This window comes from Pseudomonas sp. Y5-11, from assembly GCF_022368695.1.
In the GTDB taxonomy this organism is placed as follows: Bacteria; Pseudomonadota; Gammaproteobacteria; order Pseudomonadales; family Pseudomonadaceae; genus Aquipseudomonas; species Aquipseudomonas parakoreensis.
On sequence record NZ_CP058974.1, the window covers coordinates 4,183,756 to 4,209,295 of the forward strand.

A 25,540-nucleotide genomic window follows, 5' to 3' on the forward strand; every position below is an offset into this window, starting at 1 on the left:
AAACTCCTGAAAAATTCGTCTCTGCACATAATGTGATCGTGCTGATACTTCTGTAGGAGCTGCCGAAGGCTGCGATCTGTTGATCTTGCTTCTAAAAAATCAAAGGCAAAAGATCGCAGCCTTCGGCAGCTCCTACACGGGTCGGTGTCTGTCTTACGCGGCAGTAATCCGCCATATCCCGAACGGCTGGTACGCCGGATCGATGCGCATGAACTGATACTTGCCGTGCCAGTCCCAGCGATGCCCGTTCATCAAGTCTTCACCGTGGGTGGTTGCGTCGTCGGGCAGGCCCATCTCCCACAGCGGCAATTCGAAATTGGCTTCCTGCACGTTGTGCGGATCGAGGCTCACCGCCACCAGAATGAAATTGCTGCCGTCGAAGCTGCGCTTGCCGAAGTACAGAATGTTGTCGTTCCAGGCGTTGTAGATTTTCAGGCCCAGGTGCGTGTGCAGCGCCGGGTTCTGCCGGCGGATGCGATTGAGCTGGGCAATTTCGGCAATGATGTTGCCCGGCGCATTGAAGTCGCGGACGCGGATCTCGTACTTCTCCGAATCAAGGTATTCCTCCTTGCCCGGCACCGGTGCCGATTCGCACAGTTCATAACCGGAATACATGCCCCACAGGCCCGAACCCATGGTCGCCAGCGCCGCGCGAATCAAAAAGCCCGGACGCCCCGACTCATGCAGGAACGCCGGGTTGATGTCCGGCGTATTGACGAAGAAGTTCGGCCGATAGCATTCACGCCATGGCGACTGGTTGAGCTCAGTGAAGTAGGTCGCCAACTCGGACTTGGTGTTACGCCAAGTGAAATAGGTGTAGCTCTGGCTGTACCCGACCTTGCCCAGACGCGCCATCATCGCCGGCGTGGTGAACGCCTCGGCGAGGAAAATCACTTCCGGGTGCAGTGCCCGCACATCGGCAATCAGCCATTGCCAGAACGGCAGCGGCTTGGTGTGCGGATTGTCGACGCGAAAGATCTTCACGCCTTCGTTGACCCAGCCGACCACGATATCGCGCAGCTCGACCCACAGACTGGGGATCGCGTCCGGCGCATAGAAGTCGACGTTGACGATGTCCTGGTATTTCTTCGGCGGGTTCTCCGCGTACTTGATCGTGCCGTCCGGGCGCCAGTTGAACCAGCCCGGATGCTGCTTGAGCCACGGGTGATCCTGGGAACACTGAATGGCAAAATCGAGGGCGATTTCCAGACCATGCTCAGCGGCAGCGGCCACCAGTCGGCGGAAGTCTTCGCGAGTACCGAGCTGCGAGTGAATCGCCTCATGGCCACCCTCCTCGCTTCCGATCGCGTACGGACTACCGGGATCATCGGGACCTGCGGTGAGGGAATTGTTGCGGCCCTTGCGGTGGGCGCGGCCGATGGGGTGAATCGGCGTGAAGTACAGCACGTCAAAACCCATGTCCTGAATCATCGGCAGACGCGCGTGTACGTCGTTGAACGTGCCGTGACGGTTGGGATCATCGGTGATCGAGCGCGGAAACAGCTCATACCAACTGGCAAACTCGGCCAGCTCCCGTTCGACGTCCACCGGGAATTCGGCGCTCAGGCTCAGATAGGCGCGGTGATCGGCCTGCGCCATCAACTGCGCACTGCGCGAGTGCAGAAACAACGCCACCTGCTCGGTTTCGAGCAGGCCGGACAATTCATGGTGCAGTGCGGCGAGTTGTTCGCTGAGCTGACCGTCGCTGCGCTCGGCGGCCTGTTGCACCATGGTGCGGCCTTCCTGCAGTTCGAGCGACACCGGGACGGCGGCATTGTGCTTTTTCTCCAGTTCGTACTGGAAACTGGCGAAGTGATCGATCCACGCTTCGATGCAATACAGGTAGCGACCCTGGCGTTCGGGACGAAACTGCCCCTGCCAACTGTTGTTGCCCAGCTCGCTCATCACTTCGCTGTGCCAGCTCTCTTCGCCCTCCGCGCGCCAACGGATGCGCACCGCCAGCTTGTCGTGGCCGTCGGCAAAGACTTTGCTGGTGACGATCACGTCACGCTCGACGATCGACTTGACGGCAAACTGCCCGCCGTCGAGGGTCGGCATGGTGTTTTCGATCACGATGCGCGGCAGCAGTAACGCCTGCGACAGCGGCATATGCGGGTTATAGCTCTGCTCTGAAGGTTTTTCAGCGGACATCGAGCCTCTCTCCTTTACGCCCCAAGGACGCTCTTGTGCCGGATCCGTGTCCACAAGGAGGCACCGGCCCCGACATGAACTCACTTAGGTTCCGAGCGACCGGCGCGGGGAAAAGTTCACAGGGATTTGCCTGGGCAAAAAAGCGGATCGAATTCGCCAGCAGGTGGTCAATCCACTTAAGCACTTCTCACGCCATGTGCCACACGGAGGTCTACAGATGAACATCCCGATCCCGGCAGAAACGCCTGATCCGAACATCGACAAACCCACCTTGCCCGAGACCGAGCCGCAGCCGATTCCCGAGCAGGAACCCCCAGGCACCACGCCACCGCCGAAGGAAGAACCGCCGACGACAATGCCGCCCGTCATCGTCTGAGCAGCACGCCCCCCCTGTAGGAGCTGCCGCAGGCTGCGATCTTTTGATCTTGTTTTTAAAAATCAAAGTCAAAAGATCGCAGCCTGCGGCAGCTCCTACAGGTTGTTCGCGGTGTTCACAGATGCTGGTTTTTCTCGCCTTCTTTCTCGAACAACCTGACCACCCGCGGCATTACGCTGAAAATCCCCAGTGCCAACAGGGTACTGAGCAGTGCCGTCGCCTCCTTGCCCAACCCGGTCGCCACGCCGATCGCCGCCGTCATCCACAATCCGGCTGCAGTGGTCAGCCCTTTGACATGGCCCTCATCGCCTTCCTTGTTTTTCAGGATGGTTCCGGCGCCGAGAAAACCGATGCCGGCGATCACGCCCTGCAACACCCGGCTCATCGCATCGGACTCCGCCCCGCTGGTTTGCGGCACCAGCACGAACAGCGCCGCGCCAAGTGCCACCAGCATGTGCGTACGTACCCCGGCGGCCTTGCCTTTGTGTTCACGTTCAAAACCGAGAATTCCGCCCAGCACGGCGGCCATCAGCAGACGCACGGTGATGCGCGTCAGTTGCGAAGCGTCGCCGATGTCGGCGAACTCCGCTTGCAGCGTTTCCCACACTTCATCCCACCAGGCGTTCATCGCTCCGTCCTTTTTATTTGTCGTTAGTGCATGGACAGCGGCGACCATTAATCAGTTGCGCAGAACGATCGGCCCCGCGCGCGCCCTAACCTCTCAGGTACCCATGAAAAAAGGACAGCCTCATGCCCGTTCGAATCGATGAATCCAACCCCGAATCAAAAGTGTGTTTTTTCACCGTCGAAAATGGCGAAGAAATTCGTATCTGCGACACCCTGGAAGTCAAAACGGATAGCGAAAAAGCCATGTCGTTCGTGGAAATTGAAAACCGGCGCGTTTACATCACTGAAGCAGAGGCGGATGCCTTGACCGTCGCTGGCGCGAAAGACGGCCGCAAGCATCTAAAGGCTGACGACAGTGATTCGGTGATTTGACTGACCCTGATCAACACTGGGTGCAGACGCCTGCGATAGGCGTTTGCGCCTGCGTCTGCGGGCTGCTTCAAGTTGTCGCAGGGCGTCGCTCAGACGCCATCTGATCCGCTTTTTATTCAAATAGCTGAGTCTGTTATGCAAACAGATCGGCGCTCATAGTTCGTTCGCCTGATGGAGGCTGATGAGCGAATGACCATGAGCGAACAAATCCCCGTCCGAACCGTAGAAGCAAGCCCCACCATTAAAAATGTGCCAGGTCGCCCAATGAAGGCGAAGGCCGGCTCCACCGACAAGCAGATCCACACCCGCAGTTTCACCGGGCTGTTTCGCCGCCTGCGCATCAGCGGCGCAGGGTTTCTGTTTTTGCTGTTTTTCGGCACCGTGTGGTTGAACTGGGGCGGTCGTCAGGCCGTACTGTGGGACCTCGCCGAAAGCAAATTCCATATCTTCGGCGCGACCTTCTGGCCACAGGATTTCATTTTGCTCTCGGCGCTGCTGATCATTGCTGCGTTCGGTCTGTTCGCCATCACCGTGTTCGCCGGCCGGGTCTGGTGCGGTTACACCTGCCCGCAGAGCTCGTGGACATGGATTTTCATGTGGTGCGAGAAAGTCACCGAGGGTGAACGCAATCAGCGCATCAAACTGCAAGCAGCGCCGTGGGGCCTGAACAAACTGGCGCGGCGCGCCGCCAAGCACACCTTGTGGCTGTCGATCAGCGTGATGACCGGGCTGACCTTCGTCGGCTACTTCACACCGATTCGCCCGCTGGCCGAAGAGCTGTTCACCCTGCAGATCGGCGGGGTCAGCCTGTTCTGGGTGTTGTTCTTCACCGCTGCCACGTACATCAACGCCGGCTGGCTGCGCGAAGCGGTGTGCATGCACATGTGCCCGTATGCGCGATTCCAGAGCGTAATGTTCGACAAAGACACTCTGGCGATTTCCTATGACGCCGCCCGTGGCGAAAACCGTGGCCCGCGCAAACGCGACGTGAAGCCCGCCGAAGCCGGTCTCGGCGATTGCATCGATTGCCAGTTGTGCGTGCAGGTGTGCCCGACCGGCATCGACATCCGCGACGGTTTGCAGATGGAATGCATCGGCTGCGCGGCGTGCATCGACGCCTGCGATTCGATCATGGACAAAATGAATTACCCGCGCGGCTTGATCCGCTACAGTTCCGAGCGCGAATTGCAGGGTGGCAAGACCCACCTGCTGCGGCCACGGCTGATCGGCTACGTCGCGGTGCTGCTGGTGATGATCGGCGCACTGGCACTGGCTTTGGTCGAACGGCCCATGATCTCGCTGGACGTGACCAAGGATCGCGGGCTGTTCCGCGAGAACGGTCAGGGCCAGATCGAAAACATCTACACCCTGAAGGTGATCAACAAGACCCAGCAGCGCCAGGACTACACCCTGAGCCTGGTGGATGGCGAAGGCTTCCAGTTGCAGGGCAAGACCGAACTGAGCCTGGCGCCGGGTGAGATTGTCGACGTGCCGGTATCGGTGGCGATGACCACCGAACGCCCGGCCAGCAGCTCGCAGACCTTGAGCTTCAAGATCGCCGACAGCGACGAGCCGCAGATTTACAGCGTGGCGAAAAGCAGGTTTGTGGCGCCGATGAATCGCTGAGCCTTTAAGATGCAGCTCTCTTTTGACACTGCGATACCTGTGGCGAGGGAGCTTGCTCCCGCTGGGCTGCGTAGCGGCCCCAAAAACTGTGAGTGCTACGCACTCAAGCGGGAGCAAGCTCCCTCGCCACAACAAGCAATCCGAATTCAGTCCATCGCGGGATACCGATGAAACGCTACGAAAAATTCGCCGACGACATCGCTGAACTGATCCGCTCCGGCGTACTCGGCCCAGGGCAGCGAGTGCCGTCGGTGCGCTACGCCAGCCAGACCTACGGGGTCAGCCCGTCCACGGTGTTCCAGGCCTATTACCTGCTCGAACGTCGCGGTCTGATCCGCGCCCGGCCGCGCTCCGGCTACTTCGTCAACACCCACGCGCCGAGTCCGTTTTCCGAGCCGGTGATCAGTAGCCACGTCAACGACTCCACCGAAGTCGACGTCAGCGAACTGGTGTTCTCGGTGCTCGAATCGATCAAGGACCCGAGCACCGTACCCTTCGGCTCGGCGTTCCCCAGCCCGACCCTGTTCCCGTTGCAGCGTCTGTCGCGCTCGCTGGCCAGTGCGGCGCGGGAGATGGACCCGCGCATGGTGGTCACCGACATGTCGCCGGGCAATCCGCAACTGCGTCGGCAGATTGCCCTGCGCTACATGGTCGGTGGGCTGATGCTGCCCATGGAAGAACTGCTGATCACCAACGGCGCCCTCGAAGCGCTGAACCTGTGCCTGCAAGCAGTGACCGAACCGGGCGATCTGGTGGCCATCGAAGCCCCGGCGTTCTACGCCAGCCTGCAAGTGCTGGAGCGCCTGAAACTCAAGGCCGTGGAAATCCCCGTGCACCCGCGCGACGGTATCGACCTCGGCGTGCTCGCCCAGACCCTGGAACGCCATCCGATCAAGGCCTGCTGGTGCATGACCAGTTTCCAGAACCCGATGGGTGCGACCATGCCCGAGGCGAAGAAACAGGAACTGGTGGAACTGCTGCGCCGGCATCAGGTGCCGCTGATCGAGGACGACGTCTATGCCGAACTCTATTACGGCCAGCAAGCGCCGAAACCGGCCAAGGCGTTCGACACCGAAGGACTGGTGATGCACTGCGGTTCGTTCGCCAAGAGTCTGGCCCCTGGCTACCGCATCGGCTGGGTCGCTGCCGGGCGCTACGCGCAGAAAATCGAACGGCTGAAACTGATGACCTCGCTGTGCGCTTCAATGCCGGCGCAAGCGGCGATTGCCGACTACCTGCAACACGGCGGCTACGACCGCCACTTGCGCAAACTTCGCTACGCCCTGGAAGAACAGCAAAGCGCGATGCTCGCGGCGATTGCCCGCTACTTCCCGGCGCAGACCCGGGTCAGCCAGCCGGCGGGTGGCTACTTTTTGTGGCTGGAATTGCCGCCGCAGATGGATTCACTGAAGTTGTTTCAGATGGCGCTGGCGCAAGGCATCAGCATCGCGCCGGGGCCGATCTTCTCGCCAACTCAGCGCTTCAGGAATTGTATTCGCTTGAATTACGGCAGCCCGTGGACCGAGGATTCGGAGAAGGCAATGGAGACGCTGGGGCGGATAGTGCGGTCGTTCTGACAGTCAGGTATTGCCTGTGCTGGCCCTATCGCTGGCAAGCCAGCTCCCACAGTGATCGATGTCAGTCGCAAATATTGTGTACGACACAGAAACCTGTGGGAGCTGGCTTGCCAGCGATGGGGTCGCATCAGGCAACACAAAGGCCGAAGATCAACGCCCACCACCCAGATCAACAAACGTCCCGGTCGCATAAGAAGCCTTATCCGACAACAACCAGACAATCGCCTCCGCCACCTCATCCGGGCGCCCGCCCCGGGCCATCGGAATCGCCGATTCAAGCTTGCTGACCCGATCCGGATCACCGCTCAATGCGTGGAAATCGGTGTAGATATAGCCCGGCCGCACCGCGTTGACCCGAATCCCCTCGCCCGCCACTTCCTTGGACAGACCGATGGTAAAGGTGTCGAGCGCGCCTTTGGACGCGGCGTAATCGACGTATTCGTTAGGCGACCCCAGACGCGCCGCAACCGACGACACGTTGACGATGCTGCCACCCTGCCCGCCATGTTTGGGCGACATGCGCAGAATCGCGTGCTTGGCGCAGAGGATCGGCGCCAGGACGTTGGTTTTCATGATTTTGAGAATGCGGAATTCGGACATTTCATCGACCCGCGACTTATGGCCGACGGTGCCCGCATTGTTCACCAGTGCGGTGACCCGTCCCAGTTCGGTGTCGACCCGGTGAAACAGTGCGATGACTTCGTCTTCGATGCTGACATCGGCGCGCACCGCAATGGCTTGCGCCCCCAGCGCCCGCACTTGCTCCAGCACGCTTTGTGCGGCCTGTTCATCCGACTGATAGTTGATGCAGATCCGATAGCCCTGCCCGGCAGCCAACAACGCTGTAGCGGCGCCGATTCCGCGGCCGCCACCGGTGATTACCATGACTTTATCCATGCTGGCCCTTCCCCCAATGCACACGTAACAGTCGGGATGAAGAATAACCGCCATTGGGCGGTTTTGCATGGGCTCTGTCCAAGACAAAACCCTGCATGAGACTGAGATGTTTTCTGTGGCGAGGGAGCTTGCTCCCTCGCCACCGTTTGCAGTCAGACAGCCGCCTGAGCCTTTCTACGGGTGAGGTTCTGCATGAACGCGTCCGCCGGCATCGGATGCCCCAACAGATAGCCCTGCAACGAATCACAGCCCAACTGCGTGAGGAAGTCCTGCTGTACGCCAGTCTCCACGCCCTCGGCAACAATGCGCAAACCGAGCGCCTGGCCCAGCGCCACAATCGCCGAGACGATGGCCGCGTCATCGCTGTCATGCTCCAGATCGCGGACAAACCCTCGGTCGATCTTCAGCTCGTTGGCCGGCAAGCGCTTGAGGTACATCAGGCTCGAATAGCCGGTGCCGAAGTCGTCGATCGACAGGTCGACGCCCATGTCCGACAACTCCTGCAACACCGTCATGCTGGCATCGGCGTCACTCATGGCCGTGGTTTCAGTGATTTCCAGCGTCAGGCTGTTGGCCGGCAAATGATGCGTGGCCAGCGCCCGGGCCACACTCTGTACCAGTCCCGCGTGGCAGAACTGTAACGCCGAGAGGTTCACCGCGATGCGCCAGTCGGTGTAACCGAGCACATACCATTCGCGCATCTGCCGGCAGGCCTCGTTGAGCACCCAGTCGCCGATGGCGATGATCAGGCCGGTCTTCTCCGCCAGATCGATGAACTTGTCCGGCAGCAACATGCCCTGGGTCGGATGCTGCCAGCGCAGCAACGCTTCGGCCCCCACCGGACGACCGCTGGCAGCGTCGAATTTGGGTTGAAAATACAGGCTGAACTGCCGGTGCTCCAGCGCGGCACGCAGATCTTGCAGCAACTGCAGCTGCTTGCGTGCGTTGCTGTTCATCGAGGCATCGAAGAAGCTGTAGCCGTTTTTACCGCCGCCCTTGGCGTGATACATCGCCGCATCGGCGTTCATCAGCAGTTCCTGAGCGCTCTGGCCATTCCCCGGGTACAGGGCAATGCCGACGCTGGCGGAAATCTGCAACTCATGCTCGGCCACGCGGAATGACTGGCCGATCAGGCCGACCTGACGCGCTGCCAGGCTCAGGGCATCGTTGGGCTCGGTCAGACGCACCAGCAGCACGAACTCGTCGCCGCCAATTCGCGCCAGCGTGTCCTGACTGCGCAAATCTTCGCGCAGGCGCACTCCGACTTCGCGCAGCAACTGGTCGCCCATGTGGTGGCCGAAGGCATCGTTGACCGGTTTGAAACCGTCCAGATCAATGAACATCAGCGCAAAACAGCCGCCCTGCTCCTCGACCTTCTTCATCGCCTGATTGATCCGGTCGTCCAGCAGCATGCGGTTCGGCAGACCTGTGAGGGTATCGTGCAACGCCAGTTGCGTCAGTTCACGGTTGGCCAGGGTCAGCGAATGCGCCAGATCGGCAGTGCGTGCTTCGAGGCGAGCATCGAGAATCGAGGTCAGCAAGGCGATCGATAGCACCGCCAGCGTGGTGATCAGCACCAGATTGTCGAGGCCGTTACCCTTGAGACCGTCGAGCGTCGCGCCGCAGAAACTGCCATCAGGAAACTGCGCGGCGGCCATGCCCGTGTAGTGCATGCCGACAATCGCGATGCCCATGATGATTGCCGCACCGCCGCGAATCAGGCGCACATAAGGCGAGTGCTGGCGCAGGCGAAAGGCGATCCATAACGCCGCCGCCGAAGCACCGACCGCAATCAGCAATGAGGCGCCGAACAGGGTCGGGTCGTAATCGATGCCCGGCGTCATGCGCAGTGCCGCCATGCCGGTGTAATGCATGGCGCTGATGCCGGCGCCCATGATCAAGGCGCCGAAACCCAACTGCAGAATCGGCAGTTTCGGCTGGCTGACCAGCCACAGGGCAAACCCGCACGACAGAACGGCAATCAGCAGCGACAGCGCGGTCACCGGAATGTCGTAGCCCAGTTCGATCGGCAACTTGAAGGCCAGCATGCCGATGAAATGCATCGACCAGACGCCAACCCCCATTGCCAGTGCGCCGCCCGCCGTCCAGAAATGCACCGCGCGCCCACGGGCACTGGCAATGCGCCCGGTCAGGTCGAGCGCGGTGTAGGACGCGAGGATCGCCACACACAAAGAAATGAAAACCAGGGTGAAGGAATAATTACCGATGAGCATGAAGATTCTCGCGACCACCCGCGCCGTACTGCGTCCATTCTCGGCCGGGCAAATGCGGCGATTGTACTGATTGCGCGGAAGAACGCACTGACAAAGTAATCATTTTGCCATCAACCCGATGAAACGCTTGTTTGATGGTTTTGCGAGGCTCTGGAGCAACCATCACAACCTGTAGGAGCTGCGGCACGCTGGGATCTTTTGACCTTGTTTTTTAAGATCAAAAGATCGCAGCGTGCCGCAGCTCCTACACGATTTATTCGGTGGCCAGTTGACCGTCCCAGCCGCCACCCAGCGCGGCAATCAATTGCACGCTGGCAATCAAGCGACTCTGCAGAATATTCAGCACAGTCCTCTCGTTGCTCAGCGCCGTGGCTTGCACCACAACCACATCGATGTAGGCGATCAGCCCGGCCTTGTACTGGTTCTGGGTCAGGCGCAGCGAGTCGCGCGCCGCATCCAGTGCTTCCTGACGCACCGCCGCCTCGTCTTCATATACCTTCAATTGCACCAGATAGTTTTCCACTTCACGGAAACCATCGAGCACCGTCTGGCGGTACTTGGCGACAGTCTGGTCGTACACCGCCTCGGTACGGTCAACCTCGGCCGAACGGATGCCACCGTCGAAGATCGGCAAGTCCAGTTTCGGCCCGACCGACCAGAAACGGTTGGGTATGGTCAAAAGATTTTTCGAAGTACTGCTGCTGTAGCCGCCGCTCATGCTCAACGTCAGATCCGGGTAATAGGCGGCTTTGGCCACACCGATATTGGCGTTGGCAGCGATCACCGAGCGCTCCGCCGAGGCAATGTCCGGGCGCCGTTCCAGCAACTGCGACGGCAGGCTCAGAGGAATTTGCGGCAGGTTCGGGATGTTCTGGGTCTCGGCAATGCTGAACTCGGCCGGCGCCTGCCCGGTGAGCACGGCGATAGCGTTTTCGAATTGCGCCCGTTGCCAGATCAGGTCCACCAGATCGGCCTGGGTGGTTTTCAACTGGGTCTGTGCCTGCGCCACCGCATCGCGGCCGGAGATCCCGGCACGGTACTGGTTCTGGGTCATTTGCAGGGATTTCTCGTAGGCCGCGACCGTGGCCTCAAGCAAGCGTTTCTGCTGATCGATCACCCGCAGTTGCAGGTAGTTCTGCACCAGTTCCGACTGCTGGCTCAGACGCATCGCGGCCAGATCGGCGAAGCTCGCCTGGGCGCTGGCCTCGTTGGCCTCCAGGCCTCGGCGCAATTTGCCCCAGATATCCGCTTCCCAACTCACGCCCAACTGCGCGTTGTAGGTATCGCGAATCCCGCTGGCAGAACTGCTCAGGCTCGAACTGCTGCTGCCGGTGCCCTGACTGGAGCGGGTCTTGCCCACGCTGAGATCGACACTGGGGTAAAACGCCCCACGGGCACTGCGCACCAACGCCTGGGCCTGACGGTACTGCGCTTCGGATTGCGCCACGGTCTGGTTGGAGCTGTTGAGTTTCTCGATCAGGCCATTGAGCTGCTGATCGCCATACAGCTCCCACCAGGCACCGCGCGCCAGCGCGTCACTCGGATTGGCCTGGCGCCAGCCCTCGGCCTCTTTGTACTGTGCGACCTCGGCAGTCTGCGGGCGCTGATAGTCCGGGCCGACGGCGCAGGCACTGAGCATCGCCACGCACAGCGACAGGCTCAACAGGCGCGAACCGCGCGCAGTGGCCAGATTGAGGAGCGAACGGTCGGTCATAGCGGAGTTTCCAGAGCAGCGTCAGTACGCACGCCACGCCACTGGTTGAAGCGGTGGCGCAGCTTGTCGAGATAGAGGTAAACCACAGGCGTGGTGTAAAGGGTCAGGACCTGACTGAAGATCAGGCCGCCGATGATGGTCAGGCCCAGGGGCTGGCGCATTTCCGCGCCTTCCGCACGGCTGAGCAATAGCGGCAAGGCACCGAGAATGGCCGCCAGGGTCGTCATCAGTATCGGCCGCAGCCGTTGCAGGCAGGCGCTGCGGATCGACTCCAGCGGCGACAGGCCCTGATGGCGTTCCAGTTGCAGCGCCAGGTCGATCATCAGAATGGCGTTTTTCTTCACCACCCCGATCAGCAGGAACAATCCGAGCAGTGAAATCAGGCTGAACTCGCCGCCCAGCGCGTAGATCGAGAGCAACGCGCCGACCCCGGCCGACGGCAAGGTCGAGAGGATCGTCAGCGGGTGAATGTAGCTTTCATACAGCACACCGAGCACCAGATACACCGCGAGCAATGCACCGAGGATCATGAACGGCTGGCTCTTCTGCGTCGCGGCAAACGCATCGGCGGTGCCGGCCATTTTCGCGATCACGTCTTCCGGCAGACCGACCTTGGCAATCGCCCGCTCGATGGCGGCACTGCCCTGCTCCACGGTCACGCCTTCGGCCATGTCGAAGGCGATGCTTTCGGAGGCGAACTGGCCTTCGTGGCTGACGCGGTCGTCTTCCAGGCTATTTTCGTAATGGGCAATGGTCGACAACGGAATCCGCGCACCGTCAGCGGTAATCACCTGCACCTGATTGAGGGTCACCGGATCCTGTGCGTACTTCTGATTGACCTCCATCACCACCTGATACTGGTTGAGGCTGTCGTAGATCGTCGAAATCTGCCGCTGGCTGTAGGCGTTGTTCAGCACCGCCGTGACCATGTTCATGTCGACCCCGAGGCGCTTGGCCTGATCGCGGTCGACGATCAGCGTCACCTGCTGCGCACCGCGTCCTTCGCGGGCATCAATCGCAGTCAGCTCCGGCAGTGCGCGCAGCGCAGTCACCACTTTCGGGTACCACTCGCGCAGGGCGCCCAGGTCCCCGCTTTGCAGGATATAGCTGTATTGCGAGGTGGTCTGTTCGCGACCGCCGCCGAACTGCAGGTCCTGATCCGCCATCAGCATCAACTGGGCCCCGGGGACCTTGGGCATCTCCTTGCGCAGGCGTTCGATGACTTTCTGCGCCGACAGGTTGCGTTCCTTGATCGGTTTCAGGCGCACCAGCATGAACGCGTTGTTGGTGCCGTTGGTGCCACCGATGAACCCGGCCACGCTCTCCACCGCTTCGTCCTTGAGCACGGCGCGGCGGAAGGTTTCCATTTTCGGCTGCATCACGCTGAACGACAGACCGTCGTCACCCCGCACGAAACCGATCAACTGGCCGGTGTCCTGCTGCGGCATGAACGTCTTCGGCACCACCACGTACAGCGCGACGTTGACACCTACGGTGATGATCAGGCTGAGCAAGGTCAGACGCCGATGGCGCAACACCCAGTCGAGGCTGGTCGCATATTTGCCGACCATCCAGTCGTTGGTCTTACGGCTCCAGCGTTGCAGGCGGTTGTCCTGGCCCGGCGTATGCGGTTTGAGCCAGCGCGCGCAGAGCATCGGCGTCAACGTCAGCGAGACCACCAGCGACACCACGATCGCCGCCGCCAGGGTGATGGAAAACTCGCGGAACAGGCTCTCGACAATGCCGCCCATGAACAGGATCGAGAGGAACACCGCCACCAGCGACACGTTCATCGACAACAAGGTAAAACCGACTTCCTTGGCCCCGAGGTACGCGGCCTTCATCGGTTTGACGCCTTCGTCGATGTGCCGGGAAATGTTTTCCAGCACCACGATGGCATCGTCCACCACCAGCCCGGTGGCCAGAATCAACGCCATCAGCGACAGGTTATTCAGCGAAAAACCGTAGAGGTACATCACCGCGAACGTGCCGACCAGCGACACCGGCACCGCCAGCGTCGGAATCAGCGAGGCGCGGAAGTTACCCAGGAACAGGAACACCACCAGAATCACCAGCGCCACAGCGATCAGCAAGGTCATTTCCGCTTCGTGGAGGGTGGCCTTGATCACCGGCGAGCGGTCCATCGCCAGATTCAGCTTCACGCTGGCCGGCAGTACCGCTTGCAAGGCCGGCAACTGCGCCTTGATCTCGTTGACCGTCTCGATGATGTTGGCGCCGGCCTGGCGGTTGATCACCAGCAACACCGCCGCGTCATCGTTGAAGAAACCGCTGTTGTAACGGTCTTCGACGCCGTCGCTGACCTTGGCCACGTCCTTCAGACGCAGGGCCGCGCCGTCCTTGTAATGGATGATCAGCGACTCGTAATCCTTGGCTTTTTCCAACTGGTCGTTGGCCTGGATCTGCCACAGGCGCTCGCCGTCTTCGACCGAGCCCTTGGGCCGGCGCACGTTGGCCGCGGCGATGGTCTTGCGCACATCGTCGAGCGCCACGCCGTACTGGTTGAGCGCCTGCGGTTCGAGTTCGATACGCACCGCCGGCAGCGAACTGCCACCGATCTGCACCTCACCCACGCCCTGCACCTGGGACAGGCTCTGCGACAGGATGGTCGAGGCCAGGTCGTAGAGCTGGCCCTTTTCCAACACATCCGAGGTCAGCGACAGCACCATGATCGGCGCCTGCGACGGGTTGACCTTCTTGTAGGTCGGCATGCTGCGCATCCCGCTCGGCAACAGGTTGCGCGAAGCGTTGATGGCTGCCTGCACCTCGCGCGCTGCGCCGTTGATGTCGCGGTCAAGGTCAAATTGCAGAATGACCCGGGTCGACCCCTGGCTGGAACGGCTGCTCATGGTGTTGACGCCGGCAATCGCGCCGAACGAGCGCTCCAGCGGCGTCGCCATCGTGGACGCCATCACTTCGGGACTGGCACCGGGCAGACTGGCCTGGACCACGATCACCGGAAAGTCCATTTGCGGCAGCGGCGATACTGGCAGCAGGCCGAAACTGACGCCGCCCAGCAACATGATCGCCAGGCTCAGGAGCATGGTCGCGACCGGGCGCTTGATGAAAGGACCGGACAAGTTCATTGACCGCAATCCCCATCAACACAACTACCCACTGTGGGAGCGAGCCTGCTCGCGAAGACGGTCTGACATTCAACCTTGATGGTGACTGATCCAGCGCTTTCGCGAGCAGGCTCGCTCCCACAGTGGATGAGGTGCTGCAACGTCATACCACCACCTCATCACTGTCAGCATTGGTCTTGCCAAAGCGCCGACCGAGGCGGTCGAAATACAGGTAGATCACCGGCGTGGTGAACAGGGTCAGCACCTGACTCACCAGCAGGCCGCCGACCATCACCAGACCCAGCGGCTGACGCAGTTCAGCCCCGGAACCGGTGGCGAGCATCAACGGCACCGCACCGAACAGCGCGGCCAGCGTCGTCATCAGAATCGGCCGGAAGCGCAGCAGCGCCGCCTGATAGATCGCCTGCTCCGGCGCCATGCCCTGGGTGCGTTCGGCGTCGAGAGCGAAGTCGATCATCATGATCGCGTTTTTCTTGACGATGCCGATCAGCAGGATGATGCCGATAATCGCGATCATGCCCAGGTCATTGCCGCTGAGCAGCAACGCCAGCAAGGCGCCGACCGCCGCCGACGGCAGGGTCGAGAGAATGGTGATCGGGTGAATGTAACTTTCGTACAGCACGCCGAGCACGATGTACATGGTCACCACCGCCGCCAGAATCAGCAGCAAGGTGCTCGACAGCGAAGCCTGGAATGCCTCGGCCGCGCCCTGGAACTGGGTCTGCACGCCAATCGGCATGCCGATGTCCTTCTGTACCTGCTCGATGATGTCCACCGCATGCCCCAGCGCCACGCCGGGCGCCAGGTTGAACGACATCATCACCGCCGGGAACTGGCCGATGTGGGTGATCGCCAGTTGCGCCTGACGCTCTTCGACATGGGCCAGACTCGACAGACGCACCTGTGCACCGTCAGTGGTCTTGACGTGAATCTGGTCCAGCGCCGCCGGCCCGATCTTCTCCCCCGCCTGTGCCTGCAGTACCACGCGGTACTGGCTGGCCTGGGTGTAAATGGTCGAGATCTGCCGCTGGCCGAAGGCGTCATACAGCGCATCGGTGATGTTCTGCACCGAAACGCCGAGGCGCGACGCCGCATCGCGGTCGATCACCAGATAGACTTGCAAGCCTTTGTCCTGCAAGTCGCTGGCAACGTCGGTCAATTCCGGTTGCTGCGCCAAGGCTTCGACCAGACGCCCGCTCCACTGGCTGAGCAATTCGGCGTCCGGTGAGGACATGCTGAACTGGTACTGGGTGCGGCTGACCCGATCCTCAATGGTCAAATCCTGCACCGGTTGCATGAACAGACGGATGCCGACCAGTTTGTCCAGTTGCGGCTGCAGGCGCGCGATCACCTCGGTGGCGCTCAGGTCACGCTGGCCGTGAGGCTTGAGGTTGATCAGCAGACGACCGCTGTTGAGCGTGGCGTTGTCGCCGTCGACACCGATGTAGGACGACAGACTTTCCACCGCCGGATCTTCAAGAATCACCTTGGCCAGCGCCTGCTGACGCTCGCCCATCGCCGCGAAAGAAATCGACTGCGGTGCTTCGGAAATACCCTGGATCACCCCGGTGTCCTGCACCGGGAAGAAGCCCTTGGGCACCACCATGTACAGGAACACGGTCAGTGCCAGCGTGCCGATGGCCACCAACAGGGTCAGCGGCTGGTGTTTGAGCACCCACTGCAACTTGCGCCCGTAGGCGGCGATCATCCAGTCGATGAAGCCACCGCTGGCCCGGTAGAAACGGCCCTGCTCGTGGGGTTCTGGCTCTCGCTTGAGCAGGCGTGCACACATCATCGGCGTCAACGTCAGCGAAACCACCAGCGAAATCAGGATCGCCACCGCCAGAGTGATGGCGAACTCGCGGAACAGCCGTCCGACCACGTCAGCCATGAACAACAATGGAATCAGTACCGCGATCAGCGACAGGGTCAGGGAAATCAGAGTGAAACCGATCTGCTTGGCGCCTTTCAGTGCCGCCTGCATCGGGCTGTCGCCCTCCTCGATGAAGCGCGCGATGTTTTCCAGCATCACGATCGCGTCGTCGACCACGAAACCGGTCGCGATGGTCAGCGCCATCAATGTCAGGTTGTTGACCGAGAAGCCGGCGAGGTACATCACGCCAAACGTACCGATCAGCGACAGCGGCACCGCCACTGACGGAATGATCGTCGCGCTGGCCCGCCGCAGAAACAGGAACGTCACCATCACCACTAGCGCGATGGCGATCAGCAGTTCGTGCTGCACGTCGGTGACCGAGGCGCGGATGGTCTGGGTGCGGTCGGTGAGCACGGTGACGTCGAGGCCAGCCGGCAGGTTGTCAGTGATGCTCGGCAGCAAGGCCTTGATCCGGTCGACCACCTCGATCACGTTGGCGCCCGGCTGACGCTGGATGTTCAGCAGCACCGCCTGATTCTGGTTGGCCCACGCGGCGAGACGTTCGTTCTCGGCGCCGTCGACGATTTCCGCCACATCCTTCAGACGCAGCGGTGCGCCATTCTTGTAGGCGAGGATCAGGTTGGCGTAGTCCTTGGGCGACGTCAGCTGGTCGTTGGCATCGAGCATGGAGACCCGGGTCGGGCCGTCAAAGTTACCCTTGGGCTGGTTGACGTTGGACGCACCGATCAGGGTGCGAACGTCCTCCAGGTTCAGGCTGTTCGCCGCCAATGCTTCCGGGTTGACCTTGATCCGCACGGCCTGACGCTGACCGCCGGCAATACTGACCATGCCGACGCCGCTGATCTGGGCGATCTTCTGCGCCATGCGCGTGTCGACCAGGTCATTGAGCTTGGGCAGCAGCATGGTCTTCGACGTGATCGCCAGGGTCAGCACCGGGGTGTCCGCCGGGTTGACCTTGTTGTACACCGGCGGTGCCGGCAAGTCGGTCGGCAGCAGGTTGGTCGCGGCGTTTATCGCCGCCTGCACCTGCTGTTCGGCGACGTCCATGTTGATGTCGAGGCTGAAACGCAGGGTCAGCACCGAAGCGCCGCCGGAACTGGTCGAGGCCATTTGCGTCAGCCCCGGCATCTGCCCGAACTGGCGTTCGAGCGGCGCGGTCACGGCGCTGGTCATCACGTCGGGACTGGCGCCGGGGTACAGGGTCATGACGCGAATGGTCGGGTAATCGACCTGCGGCAACGCCGAGACTGGCAGCAGGCGATAGGCAATCAGGCCGGCCAGAACAATGGCCAGCATGCTCAGGGTGGTAGCTACCGGACGGAGGATGAACAGCCGCGAAATGTTCATGCGCCCTTCTTGGCCTTGTCAGCCGCGGCGGCGTCCGGTGCACTGGCGGCGGGTTTGCCCTGCAGGTGCCCGGTCGGGGTGGTCGGCACGTCATTGCTGTCGTTGACCACTTCCACTTCGCTGCCTTCCTTCAGGCGGTCGGTGCCTTCCAGCACCACGCGATCGCCCGCGGCGAGGCCTTCGGTGACCACGGTGTTGGTGCCGTCGCTGGCGCCGATCTTCAATTGGCGGATGGTGACTTTCTTGTCGCCGTCCAGCGCGTAGACGAAGGTGCCGTTGGTGCCGAACTGAATCGCCGCCGACGGTGCGAGTACCACGCCTTTCAAGGTATCGGCCAGCAGATGGACGTTGACGAACTGATTGGGGAACAGCGACTGGTCGCGGTTATCGTAACGGGCCTTGAATTTCAGGGTGCCGGTGGCGACGTCGATCTGGTTGTCGAGGCTTTGCAGCACGCCGCTGGCCTGGATCTTGGTATCGCCGCGATCCCATGCCTCGGCCGGCAGCCTGGCGCCGCTGTGGTAGCGGGCCAATACGGTTTCGAGGCTGTTTTCCGGCAGGGTGAAGACCACGCTGATCGGTTGCGTCTGAGTGATCACTGCAAGGAACGTGGTGTCGTTGGCCGCAACGAGGTTGCCGACGTCGACCTGACGCAGACCGACGCGGCCGGCAATCGGTGCGCGGATCTTGGTGAATTCGAGATTGAGTTTGGCGTCGTTGACCGCCGCCTGGTTGGTCTTGACCGTGCCCAGGTACTGGCCGACCAGCGCCTCGGCGGTGTCCAGGGTTTGCTTGGCGATGCTGTCTTCCTTGTACAGGCCGCGATAACGCTCGACGTCGACCTGTGCATTTTTCAACTGCGCCTGATTCTGCAGCAAGGTGCCTTCAGCCTGGAGCAAGGCGTTCTGGTACGGACGCGGATCGATCTCTGCCAGCAAGTCGCCGGCCTTGACCATCTGTCCTTCTTCGAAATTGATCTTCACCAGCTCGCCGCCGACCCGGCTGCGCACGTTGATGGTGTTAAGTGCAGTCACCGTGCCCAGCGCCTTGTAATACAGCGGGAAGTCACCGGTGACCGCCGGGGCCACCCGCACCGGAATCGGACCGGCCGCACCGCCGAAGCCTGGCCGCATCATCCCCGAGCGTCCGGCATGCCCGGTCGCCGCCTTGTCGGCGCCCTCCTTGTGGGCCGAACCGGCGGGCCAGAATTTCCAGCACAGGACGGCGATGACCAACAGGACGAGCAGGCTGATCAGCCAGCGACGGGCGTTATTAGGGGACGATTGCATGGATTGATTGACCATTGGGCGCGTGGGCTTCTTTTACGGGAGGCTGAACGATAAGCACTGGTGGGATTTAAGCAAAGCAGCTTTACCGGCAATTTACCTTCAACTTACGTTTCAAGGTGTGAGGCAAAACACTGATACACAAATGAAAACGGCCTGGACAGGGCCAGGCCGTTAACAATTGTAAAAGCGCTTACTTGAGTACGGCGAGTGCTGCGTCGTAGTTCGGCTCTTCAGCGATTTCCTTGACCAGCTCGCTGTGCAGCACGTTGTCGTTCTCGTCCAGAACCACTACCGCACGGGCGGTCAAGCCTTTGAGCGGGCCGTCAGCGATGGCTACGCCGTAGTTTTCGATGAACTCGGCACCGCGCAGGGTCGACAGGTTCTGCACGTTTTCCAGACCTTCGGCGCCGCAGAAACGGGCCTGGGCGAATGGCAGGTCAGCCGAGATGCACAGCACCACGGTGTTGTTCAGTTCGTTGGCCTGAGCGTTGAACTTGCGTACCGAAGTCGCGCAGGTCGGGGTGTCGACGCTTGGGAAGATGTTCAACACTTTGCGCTTACCGGCGAAGTCTTTCAGGGTGACGTCGGACAGATTGCCGGCAACCAGGGAAAAGGCTGGCGCCTTGGAACCGGCTTGTGGCAACTGGCCGTTGACTTGAACCGGGTTGCCTTTGAGGGTGACTTGAGCCATGACTTTAGTCCTTCTTAACGTGGTGATTGAGCATGCAAGAGGCCGAAGTTAACCACGAAATTGTCCGACGACCTATGCCCTGACTGAAAATTGTCAGGGGCCTGCGCAAAAAATTGTATACAACTGCGAATCATGTGGGAGCGAGCTTGCTCGCGAAAGCAATCTGCCAGTCAACGCTATGCTGAATGTGCCGCCGTCTTCGCGAGCAAGCTCGCTCCCACAGTGATCTTCACGGATCCTGAGTCTGCATCATTTATTCAGAAGTTCTGTCGATTCGTGAGGTGCCCGTTCGACTAAGCAGTGAATCAACCCCATTCCCTGGAGAAATCACCATGCGATTCATGATCCTTGTCAAAGCCAGCGCCGACTCCGAAGCCGGCATCATGCCCAGTGAAGAGCTGATCACTGCCATGGGCAACTTCAACGAAGAACTGGTCAAGGCCGGCGTTCTCATCGACGGCAATGGCCTGCACCCGAGCAGCAAAGGCACCCGCGTGCATTTCTCCGGCGACAAGCGCACCGTCATCGATGGCCCTTTCATCGAGACCAAGGAGCTGGTGGCCGGCTACTGGATCTGGGAAGTGAAGTCCAAGGAAGAGGCTATCGAATGGGTCAAGCGCTGCCCCAATCCCATGCCGGGCGATTCCGATATCGAAATCCGCCAGATCTTCTCCGCCGAGGATTTCGGTGCCGAGTTCACGCCTGAGGCGCGGGCGCAGGAAGAGCGTGTTCGCGAGCTGGCAAAGAAAAACCTGTAATCCCCTCCCCCTGCGGCAGCTCCTACAGGGGCGTAAAAATTCAGCGCTCACCTTTAGTGTGACTCTGTAGACAAAACCAAAGAATTAATCCCTTCGACTGGCTAACTCCCCATTAGCTGCTAGCGTCATTCAGACGTGTCCTACAGGCTTGATAAGAAAGGAAATACGTCCAACGGCCGGGAAGCGCCGGGACGTCCATGCAGTAGCCACCAGGGAAACGGGGATCATGTCGAAGAAAATGGGGAGTCGCGCCTTGCTGCTGGCGAGTTGGCTGGCACCTGTGGTGTGTGCCTTGGCGAATAACGCCGAAGAGGCCAACAAAAGCAACAACCCGCTGAACCTGGCGCCCGGCGCCAACCTGCAGGATTACTACACCCCGAAGCTGTTCGACAGCAACCTGCACACCAACGACGCTCTGCTGCGCGGCACTTTGCCGATTGCGCCCAACGATTTCATCGGCGTACCGCAATTGCTGCGCGCAACGATGCCGATCAGCACCCGCCCCGATCCGCACGGTGGCTACAGCACCGGCATCGGCGATCTCAATCTGTTCGACATCTTCCTGCTCAAGACCGACGGCGTGCAGTTGGGCATCGGCCCGCAAATCACCGCACCGACCGCTGCCGAAGATGAGCTGGGCACCGGCAAGTGGCAGGCCGGCCTCTCGGCGGTGGCGATTGATTCGTCGCCGCGTGGCCTGCTCGGAGCGCTGGTGCAGTACCAGAGTTCGTTCGCCGGCGACCACGACCGTGCACATGTCGAAAGCGCAACCCTGCAGCCCTTCATCATCCGCAACCTCGACAAGGGTTGGTACCTGCGCTCCACCGCCATCTGGACGTTCGACCTGAAGAACAACACCCACTACATCCCGATCGGCCTGGGTGCGGGCAAGGTCTGGAAGTCCGGCAGCAATATTCTCAACGCCTTCCTCGAACCGCAGTGGACCGTCGAACGCAAGGGCGATGGTGTGCCGCAGTTCACCCTGTTTGCGGGAATAAACGTGACATTCGGAAAATAAGGACATCGCCATGCACATCGCTTTACGCGCAGCCGGTTTCAGCCTGATGACCCTGTTCGCCAGCTGCGGCGTCGGTGCTCAGGAGCTCGACACCCGTATCGGCAAGATCGCCATGGAGGGCGAACTGCCGGCGCATGAATCGATCGCCAGACTCTACGCCGAACTGGATTTCCAGCAGGCGACCCAGAGTTACCTGTGGGCCTTGCCACTGGTGTCCTACGTGCAGTGGCAGGAAGAGTTTCGCGACAAGCTCGGCGCGCACAGCGGCGATCTGATGGTGCTCAACAGCTACGAAGACAAGCTCGGCGTGATCACCGCCAACGCCACCACGCCGTACATTCTCGGCTTCGTCGACCTGAGCGAAACCGGGCCGCTGGTGATTGAACTGCCACCGGGACCGACCGCCGGCGGCATTGGCGATTTCTGGCAACGAGCAATCATCGACATGGGCCAGACCGGCCCGGACAAAGGCCAGGGCGGCCAATACCTGGTACTGCCACCGGGCGCGGAACCACCCGCCGATGCCGACAAGTATTACCTGGCCAAATCGGAAACCATGAACGTACTGGTGGGCTTCCGTGTGCTGGATCCGGATCCGGCCAAGGGCAAGGCACTGGTCGAAAAATTCAAGATGTACCCGTACGCCAAACGTGCCGAGCCGAGCAAGACCCGCCTGCTGTCGCCTGACGGTAAAAAGTGGTCGGGTACCCAGCCACGCGGCATCGCTTACTGGCAGCGGCTGCACCAGATCATCCAGAAAGAGCCGGTCAATGAACGTGACCGCTTCTACATGGCGATGCTCGCCAGTCTCGGCATCGAGAAGGACAAACCCTTCAACCCCAACACTCAGCAGCGTCAGGCCCTGGAGTCCGGCGCGCAGGTCGGTGAGCTGATCGCCAAGGCCAACACCTTTGCCAAGCGCTTTCCTGACGCGCAGTACTGGCCCGACCGGCATTGGGATACGGTGCTGAACATCGCCGAACCGTCGCAACGCGTGGCCTATTACGACCAGTTGTGGGAACGCAGCGCCTGGTTCTATGAAGCGGTGACCAACACCAAAGGCATGGTCTCCAAGACCCCAGGCCTCGGCCAGACCTACCTCGGTGCCTACACCGATGCCAAGGGTGACTGGCTCGACGGCGGCAAGACTTATCGCCTGCACGTCGGTGCCAACCCGCCGGCCAAGCAGTTCTGGTCGATGACCGTGTACGACATCGACAGCCGTTGCCTGATCGACAATCCGCAGCGCAAGGCCGATCTGTCTTCGCGTCAGGATCTGAAGAAAAACGCCGATGGCTCGGTGGACCTGTACTTCGGCCCGAGCGCGCCCAAAGGCTTCGAAAACAACTGGGTGCAAACCGTGCCCGGCAAACACTGGTTCATCTATTTCCGCCTGTACGCGCCAACCGAAGCCTATTTCGACAAGAGCTGGAAACTGGACGACATCACGGTCGTGCAATGAATAAGGACGCCGCATGAACGCACGCAATCTATGGCTGGCCGCTCTGACCCTCGCCCTGAGCAGCAGCGCCTGGGCCGATTTCAGCGCCAGCCCCGAAGAAGCCCGAGGCATCGCCAAGGACGCCTACTTGTATGGCTTCCCGGTAGTGGAAATGTACAAGACCCTGTACACCCAGGCCGTGGACCGCAAGAGCCCGAACTTCAAGGCACCGTTCAACCAGATCGGCAACACCGCCAAGGCCTTCACCGCCAAGGACACCGCGTTCGTCACACCGAACGCCGACACGCCCTACTCGTTCGTCTGGATGGACCTGCGCAGCGAGCCATTGATCCTGACCTTGCCGCCGATCGAAGAGCACCGTTACTACTCGGTGCAACTGATCGACGCCTACACGCAGAACTTCGCTTACCTGGGCACCCGCAGCACCGGCAACAACGGCGGTCATTTCATGATCGCCGGGCCTGACTGGCAGGGTCAGCAACCGATCAACATCGACCGCCTGGTGCGCAGCGAAAGCAACATCGCCTACGCCCTGTACCGCACGCAGTTGTTCGACGAAAAAGATCTGGGCAAGGTCAAGCAGATCCAGAAAGGCTACAAGGTCGAGCCGCTGAGCCACTACGTAAAACAGAAAGCTCCGGCGCCGGCACCGAAAGTCAGTTGGCCGAAACCGACGCCGACCATGAGCGAAACCCCGGACCTGTTCCGCTACCTGAACTTCATGCTCGCCTTCACCCCGCCGCAGGACGTTGAAAAAGACCTGCTCGCACGCTTCGCCAAAATCGGCATCGGTGCCGGTCAGCCATTCGATCTGAAACAGCTCAGCGCCGAGCAACGCAAGGCCCTTGAAGACGGCATCAGTGACGCCAAGGCCGAATTCGCCGCGTTCAAGAAAGACAAGGTCGACACGCACGAAATCAGCAGCGGTGACCTGTTTGGCACCCGTGATCACCTCAAGGGCAATTACCTGTATCGCTACGCCGGCGCCAACATGGGCATTTTCGGCAACTCTGCCGAAGAGGCGAACTACATCGGTTATTTCGTCGACAAGAATGGCCAACCGGCCGACGCAGCGAAACACGACTACACCCTGCATTTCGCCAAGGACGCCCTGCCCCCGGCCGATGCCTTCTGGTCGCTGACCCTGTACGACGGCAAGAGCAAATTGCTGGTGGCCAACCCGCTCAATCGCTACCTCATCAACTCGCGGATGCTGCCCGACTTGAAGCTCGACGCCGACGGCGGATTGACCCTTTACGTGCAGCACGCCAATCCCGGCAAGGACAAGCAGGCCAACTGGCTGCCGGCACCGGACGGGCCGTTCTACGGTGTGTTGCGCCTGTACCTGCCGAAACCGGAAGTGGCCAGCGGCGAGTGGAAGATGCCGCAGCTCGACCCGGTCAACTCAAAACAATAAACGGAGCCAGTGATGGTCAAGCCTTACGTTGTGCGTCCGCTGCTGGCGCTGTGCATGATCGGCAGTCCTCAACTCTATGCAGCCGAAGGGGGCGTGGGCCGGCCAATCACCGGGCAACAGGTGTATTCCAACGCCGGGATCATCCCGCCCGAACCGGGCTGGGTGGTCTCGGTGACCAGCATCTGGTACGACGGATCGCTCAAGGGCAGTCGCGGCGCGCCGATTTCCGGTGAAGTCAGTGCCGGGATCGACATGAAAGTCTCCTACACCATGACCAACCTGACGCACATCTGGGACACCGGCAAAGGCCCATGGAACTTCGCCTCGGCAATCGGCATACCGCTGCAATACACCGACATCGACGCGGCCATCACCGGCCCGCGCGGGCGCACCCTCGGCACCAGCGATTCCGGCACCCAGTTCGCCGACGCGCTGATCACCCCGATTGCCGCCGGCTACCACTTCGACGAGCTGAACCACATCGCGTTGTCCCTGCCGATCTATGTGCCGACCGGCGCCTACAACGACAATCGCCTGGCCAACCCGGGCCAGAACAACTACACGTTCATGCCCACCGTGGCCTTCACCCATCTGGACGGCAAGGGGGGCGAGTTCACCCTGTCCAGTGGCCTGGAGTTCTATACCGAAAACACCGCCACCGATTACCGCAACGGCAACATCTTCACCCTCGAAGCCCTGTGGACTCACGGCTTCGGCAGTGGCTGGAGCGCAGGCCTCGCGGCCGGTTATGTCCAGCAAGTCACCGACGACAAGGGCCAGACCGCCGACAGCCTCAATGGCTTCCGTGGCCGCTCCGTCGGCGCCGGGCCGGTGGTGGTCTGGACTGGCAAATTCGCAGACGCCCAGGCCAGCTTCAGTGCGCGCTGGGTGCCGGAGTTCGACACCAAGAACCGCCCTGAAGGTAACGGCATTGCCGCCAACATGACCCTGGCGTTTTTCTAGACCGGCCACCAAGGACTGTC

At 61.0% G+C, this 25,540-nt stretch carries 18 protein-coding genes; 9 read left to right on the top strand and 9 right to left on the bottom strand.

All coding sequences use genetic code 11. From position 1 onward, the window contains the following. Positions 1-153: 153 nt before the first annotated feature. On the bottom strand, positions 154-2,151 hold the full coding sequence (locus HXW87_RS18340) for an alpha-1,4-glucan--maltose-1-phosphate maltosyltransferase (RefSeq protein WP_239777241.1): 1,998 nt from the start codon (positions 2,149-2,151) through the stop codon (positions 154-156). A 217-nt stretch (positions 2,152-2,368) separates the two neighbouring features. On the opposite strand from HXW87_RS18340, the gene HXW87_RS18345 reads away from it, so the two are divergent. Continuing rightward, positions 2,369-2,527: a hypothetical protein gene (locus HXW87_RS18345; protein WP_003224520.1), complete on the top strand. Its 159-nt coding sequence runs from the start codon at positions 2,369-2,371 to the stop codon at positions 2,525-2,527. A gap of 115 nt (positions 2,528-2,642) precedes the next feature. Here HXW87_RS18345 and HXW87_RS18350 read toward each other — a convergent pair whose 3' ends face one another. Continuing rightward, complete coding sequence (locus HXW87_RS18350; protein ID WP_121185272.1) at positions 2,643-3,155, bottom strand: MgtC/SapB family protein; 513 nt, start codon at positions 3,153-3,155, stop codon at positions 2,643-2,645. Positions 3,156-3,277: 122 nt separating this feature from the next. Here HXW87_RS18350 and HXW87_RS18355 point away from each other — a divergent pair, with 122 nt between their 5' ends. The 3 genes from HXW87_RS18355 to mapR all read left to right on the top strand — a co-directional run bounded on the left by HXW87_RS18355 (position 3,278) and on the right by mapR (position 6,729). Beyond that, positions 3,278-3,526 (top strand): DUF3203 family protein, encoded by a 249-nt coding sequence (locus HXW87_RS18355; RefSeq protein WP_095669224.1) that lies wholly within the window; start codon positions 3,278-3,280, stop codon positions 3,524-3,526. Positions 3,527-3,721: 195 nt separating this feature from the next. Then, positions 3,722-5,152, top strand: coding sequence for a cytochrome c oxidase accessory protein CcoG (gene ccoG, locus HXW87_RS18360; protein WP_239777250.1), 1,431 nt, complete (start codon positions 3,722-3,724; stop codon positions 5,150-5,152). A 167-nt stretch (positions 5,153-5,319) separates the two neighbouring features. Beyond that, positions 5,320-6,729 (top strand): GntR family transcriptional regulator MpaR, encoded by a 1,410-nt coding sequence (mapR, locus tag HXW87_RS18365; RefSeq protein ID WP_008087199.1) that lies wholly within the window; start codon positions 5,320-5,322, stop codon positions 6,727-6,729. Positions 6,730-6,879: 150 nt separating this feature from the next. Here the strand turns inward: mapR and HXW87_RS18370 are convergent, their stop codons facing one another. The 7 genes from HXW87_RS18370 to tpx all read right to left on the bottom strand — a co-directional run bounded on the left by HXW87_RS18370 (position 6,880) and on the right by tpx (position 19,902). Continuing rightward, a complete protein-coding gene (locus HXW87_RS18370; RefSeq protein WP_047294160.1) occupies positions 6,880-7,626 on the bottom strand; it encodes an SDR family oxidoreductase in 747 nt (248 codons plus the stop codon). 152 nt (positions 7,627-7,778) lie between these two features. Beyond that, positions 7,779-9,860 carry an EAL domain-containing protein gene (locus HXW87_RS18375; RefSeq protein ID WP_239777252.1) on the bottom strand — a complete coding sequence of 694 codons (2,082 nt, stop codon included), beginning with the start codon at positions 9,858-9,860 and terminating at the stop codon, positions 7,779-7,781. A gap of 253 nt (positions 9,861-10,113) precedes the next feature. Then, positions 10,114-11,574, bottom strand: a complete 1,461-nt coding sequence (locus HXW87_RS18380; RefSeq protein WP_095666676.1) for an efflux transporter outer membrane subunit — start codon at positions 11,572-11,574, stop codon at positions 10,114-10,116. Continuing rightward, entirely contained in the window at positions 11,571-14,678 is a 3,108-nt protein-coding gene (locus HXW87_RS18385; protein ID WP_239777262.1) for an efflux RND transporter permease subunit, read from the bottom strand. Before HXW87_RS18385 ends, HXW87_RS18380 begins: the two co-directional genes overlap by 4 nt. A 142-nt stretch (positions 14,679-14,820) precedes the next feature. Continuing rightward, on the bottom strand, positions 14,821-17,922 hold the full coding sequence (locus tag HXW87_RS18390) for an MdtB/MuxB family multidrug efflux RND transporter permease subunit (RefSeq protein ID WP_047294152.1): 3,102 nt from the start codon (positions 17,920-17,922) through the stop codon (positions 14,821-14,823). Beyond that, positions 17,919-19,226 carry an MdtA/MuxA family multidrug efflux RND transporter periplasmic adaptor subunit gene (locus HXW87_RS18395; protein WP_239777264.1) on the bottom strand — a complete coding sequence of 436 codons (1,308 nt, stop codon included), beginning with the start codon at positions 19,224-19,226 and terminating at the stop codon, positions 17,919-17,921. The genes HXW87_RS18390 and HXW87_RS18395 overlap by 4 nt, the downstream gene beginning before the upstream one ends. A gap of 175 nt (positions 19,227-19,401) precedes the next feature. Further along, on the bottom strand, positions 19,402-19,902 hold the full coding sequence (gene tpx, locus HXW87_RS18400) for a thiol peroxidase (RefSeq protein ID WP_041066982.1): 501 nt from the start codon (positions 19,900-19,902) through the stop codon (positions 19,402-19,404). Positions 19,903-20,234: 332 nt separating this feature from the next. Here tpx and HXW87_RS18405 point away from each other — a divergent pair, with 332 nt between their 5' ends. The 5 genes from HXW87_RS18405 to HXW87_RS18425 all read left to right on the top strand — a co-directional run bounded on the left by HXW87_RS18405 (position 20,235) and on the right by HXW87_RS18425 (position 25,520). After that, positions 20,235-20,660: a YciI family protein gene (locus HXW87_RS18405; RefSeq protein WP_041066976.1), complete on the top strand. Its 426-nt coding sequence runs from the start codon at positions 20,235-20,237 to the stop codon at positions 20,658-20,660. A gap of 226 nt (positions 20,661-20,886) precedes the next feature. Beyond that, complete coding sequence (locus HXW87_RS18410; protein WP_239777266.1) at positions 20,887-21,678, top strand: hypothetical protein; 792 nt, start codon at positions 20,887-20,889, stop codon at positions 21,676-21,678. A 10-nt stretch (positions 21,679-21,688) separates the two neighbouring features. Next, positions 21,689-23,140 carry a DUF1254 domain-containing protein gene (locus HXW87_RS18415; protein WP_239777268.1) on the top strand — a complete coding sequence of 484 codons (1,452 nt, stop codon included), beginning with the start codon at positions 21,689-21,691 and terminating at the stop codon, positions 23,138-23,140. Positions 23,141-23,153: 13 nt separating this feature from the next. Further along, a complete protein-coding gene (locus HXW87_RS18420; RefSeq protein ID WP_239777269.1) occupies positions 23,154-24,557 on the top strand; it encodes a DUF1254 domain-containing protein in 1,404 nt (467 codons plus the stop codon). 12 nt (positions 24,558-24,569) lie between these two features. Next, a complete protein-coding gene (locus tag HXW87_RS18425) occupies positions 24,570-25,520 on the top strand; it encodes a transporter (RefSeq protein ID WP_121185254.1) in 951 nt (316 codons plus the stop codon). Positions 25,521-25,540: the final 20 nt, after the last annotated feature.

Bases quoted from the DNA above. Each gene is read 5' to 3' on its own strand.
- HXW87_RS18410 (WP_239777266.1), top strand. From the start codon at position 20,887: ATGTCGAAGAAAATGGGGAGTCGCGCCTTGCTGCTGGCGAGTTGGCTG.
- ccoG (WP_239777250.1), top strand. From the start codon at position 3,722: ATGAGCGAACAAATCCCCGTCCGAACCGTAGAAGCAAGCCCCACCATT.
- HXW87_RS18405 (WP_041066976.1), top strand. From the start codon at position 20,235: ATGCGATTCATGATCCTTGTCAAAGCCAGCGCCGACTCCGAAGCCGGC.
- HXW87_RS18355 (WP_095669224.1), top strand. From the start codon at position 3,278: ATGCCCGTTCGAATCGATGAATCCAACCCCGAATCAAAAGTGTGTTTT.
- HXW87_RS18385 (WP_239777262.1), bottom strand. From the start codon at position 14,678: ATGAACTTGTCCGGTCCTTTCATCAAGCGCCCGGTCGCGACCATGCTC.
- HXW87_RS18345 (WP_003224520.1), top strand. From the start codon at position 2,369: ATGAACATCCCGATCCCGGCAGAAACGCCTGATCCGAACATCGACAAA.
- HXW87_RS18350 (WP_121185272.1), bottom strand. From the start codon at position 3,155: ATGAACGCCTGGTGGGATGAAGTGTGGGAAACGCTGCAAGCGGAGTTC.
- HXW87_RS18395 (WP_239777264.1), bottom strand. From the start codon at position 19,226: ATGGTCAATCAATCCATGCAATCGTCCCCTAATAACGCCCGTCGCTGG.
- HXW87_RS18415 (WP_239777268.1), top strand. From the start codon at position 21,689: ATGCACATCGCTTTACGCGCAGCCGGTTTCAGCCTGATGACCCTGTTC.
- HXW87_RS18370 (WP_047294160.1), bottom strand. From the start codon at position 7,626: ATGGATAAAGTCATGGTAATCACCGGTGGCGGCCGCGGAATCGGCGCC.
- HXW87_RS18425 (WP_121185254.1), top strand. From the start codon at position 24,570: ATGGTCAAGCCTTACGTTGTGCGTCCGCTGCTGGCGCTGTGCATGATC.
- HXW87_RS18420 (WP_239777269.1), top strand. From the start codon at position 23,154: ATGAACGCACGCAATCTATGGCTGGCCGCTCTGACCCTCGCCCTGAGC.
- HXW87_RS18375 (WP_239777252.1), bottom strand. From the start codon at position 9,860: ATGCTCATCGGTAATTATTCCTTCACCCTGGTTTTCATTTCTTTGTGT.
- HXW87_RS18340 (WP_239777241.1), bottom strand. From the start codon at position 2,151: ATGTCCGCTGAAAAACCTTCAGAGCAGAGCTATAACCCGCATATGCCG.
- HXW87_RS18390 (WP_047294152.1), bottom strand. From the start codon at position 17,922: ATGAACATTTCGCGGCTGTTCATCCTCCGTCCGGTAGCTACCACCCTG.
- mapR (WP_008087199.1), top strand. From the start codon at position 5,320: ATGAAACGCTACGAAAAATTCGCCGACGACATCGCTGAACTGATCCGC.
- tpx (WP_041066982.1), bottom strand. From the start codon at position 19,902: ATGGCTCAAGTCACCCTCAAAGGCAACCCGGTTCAAGTCAACGGCCAG.
- HXW87_RS18380 (WP_095666676.1), bottom strand. From the start codon at position 11,574: ATGACCGACCGTTCGCTCCTCAATCTGGCCACTGCGCGCGGTTCGCGC.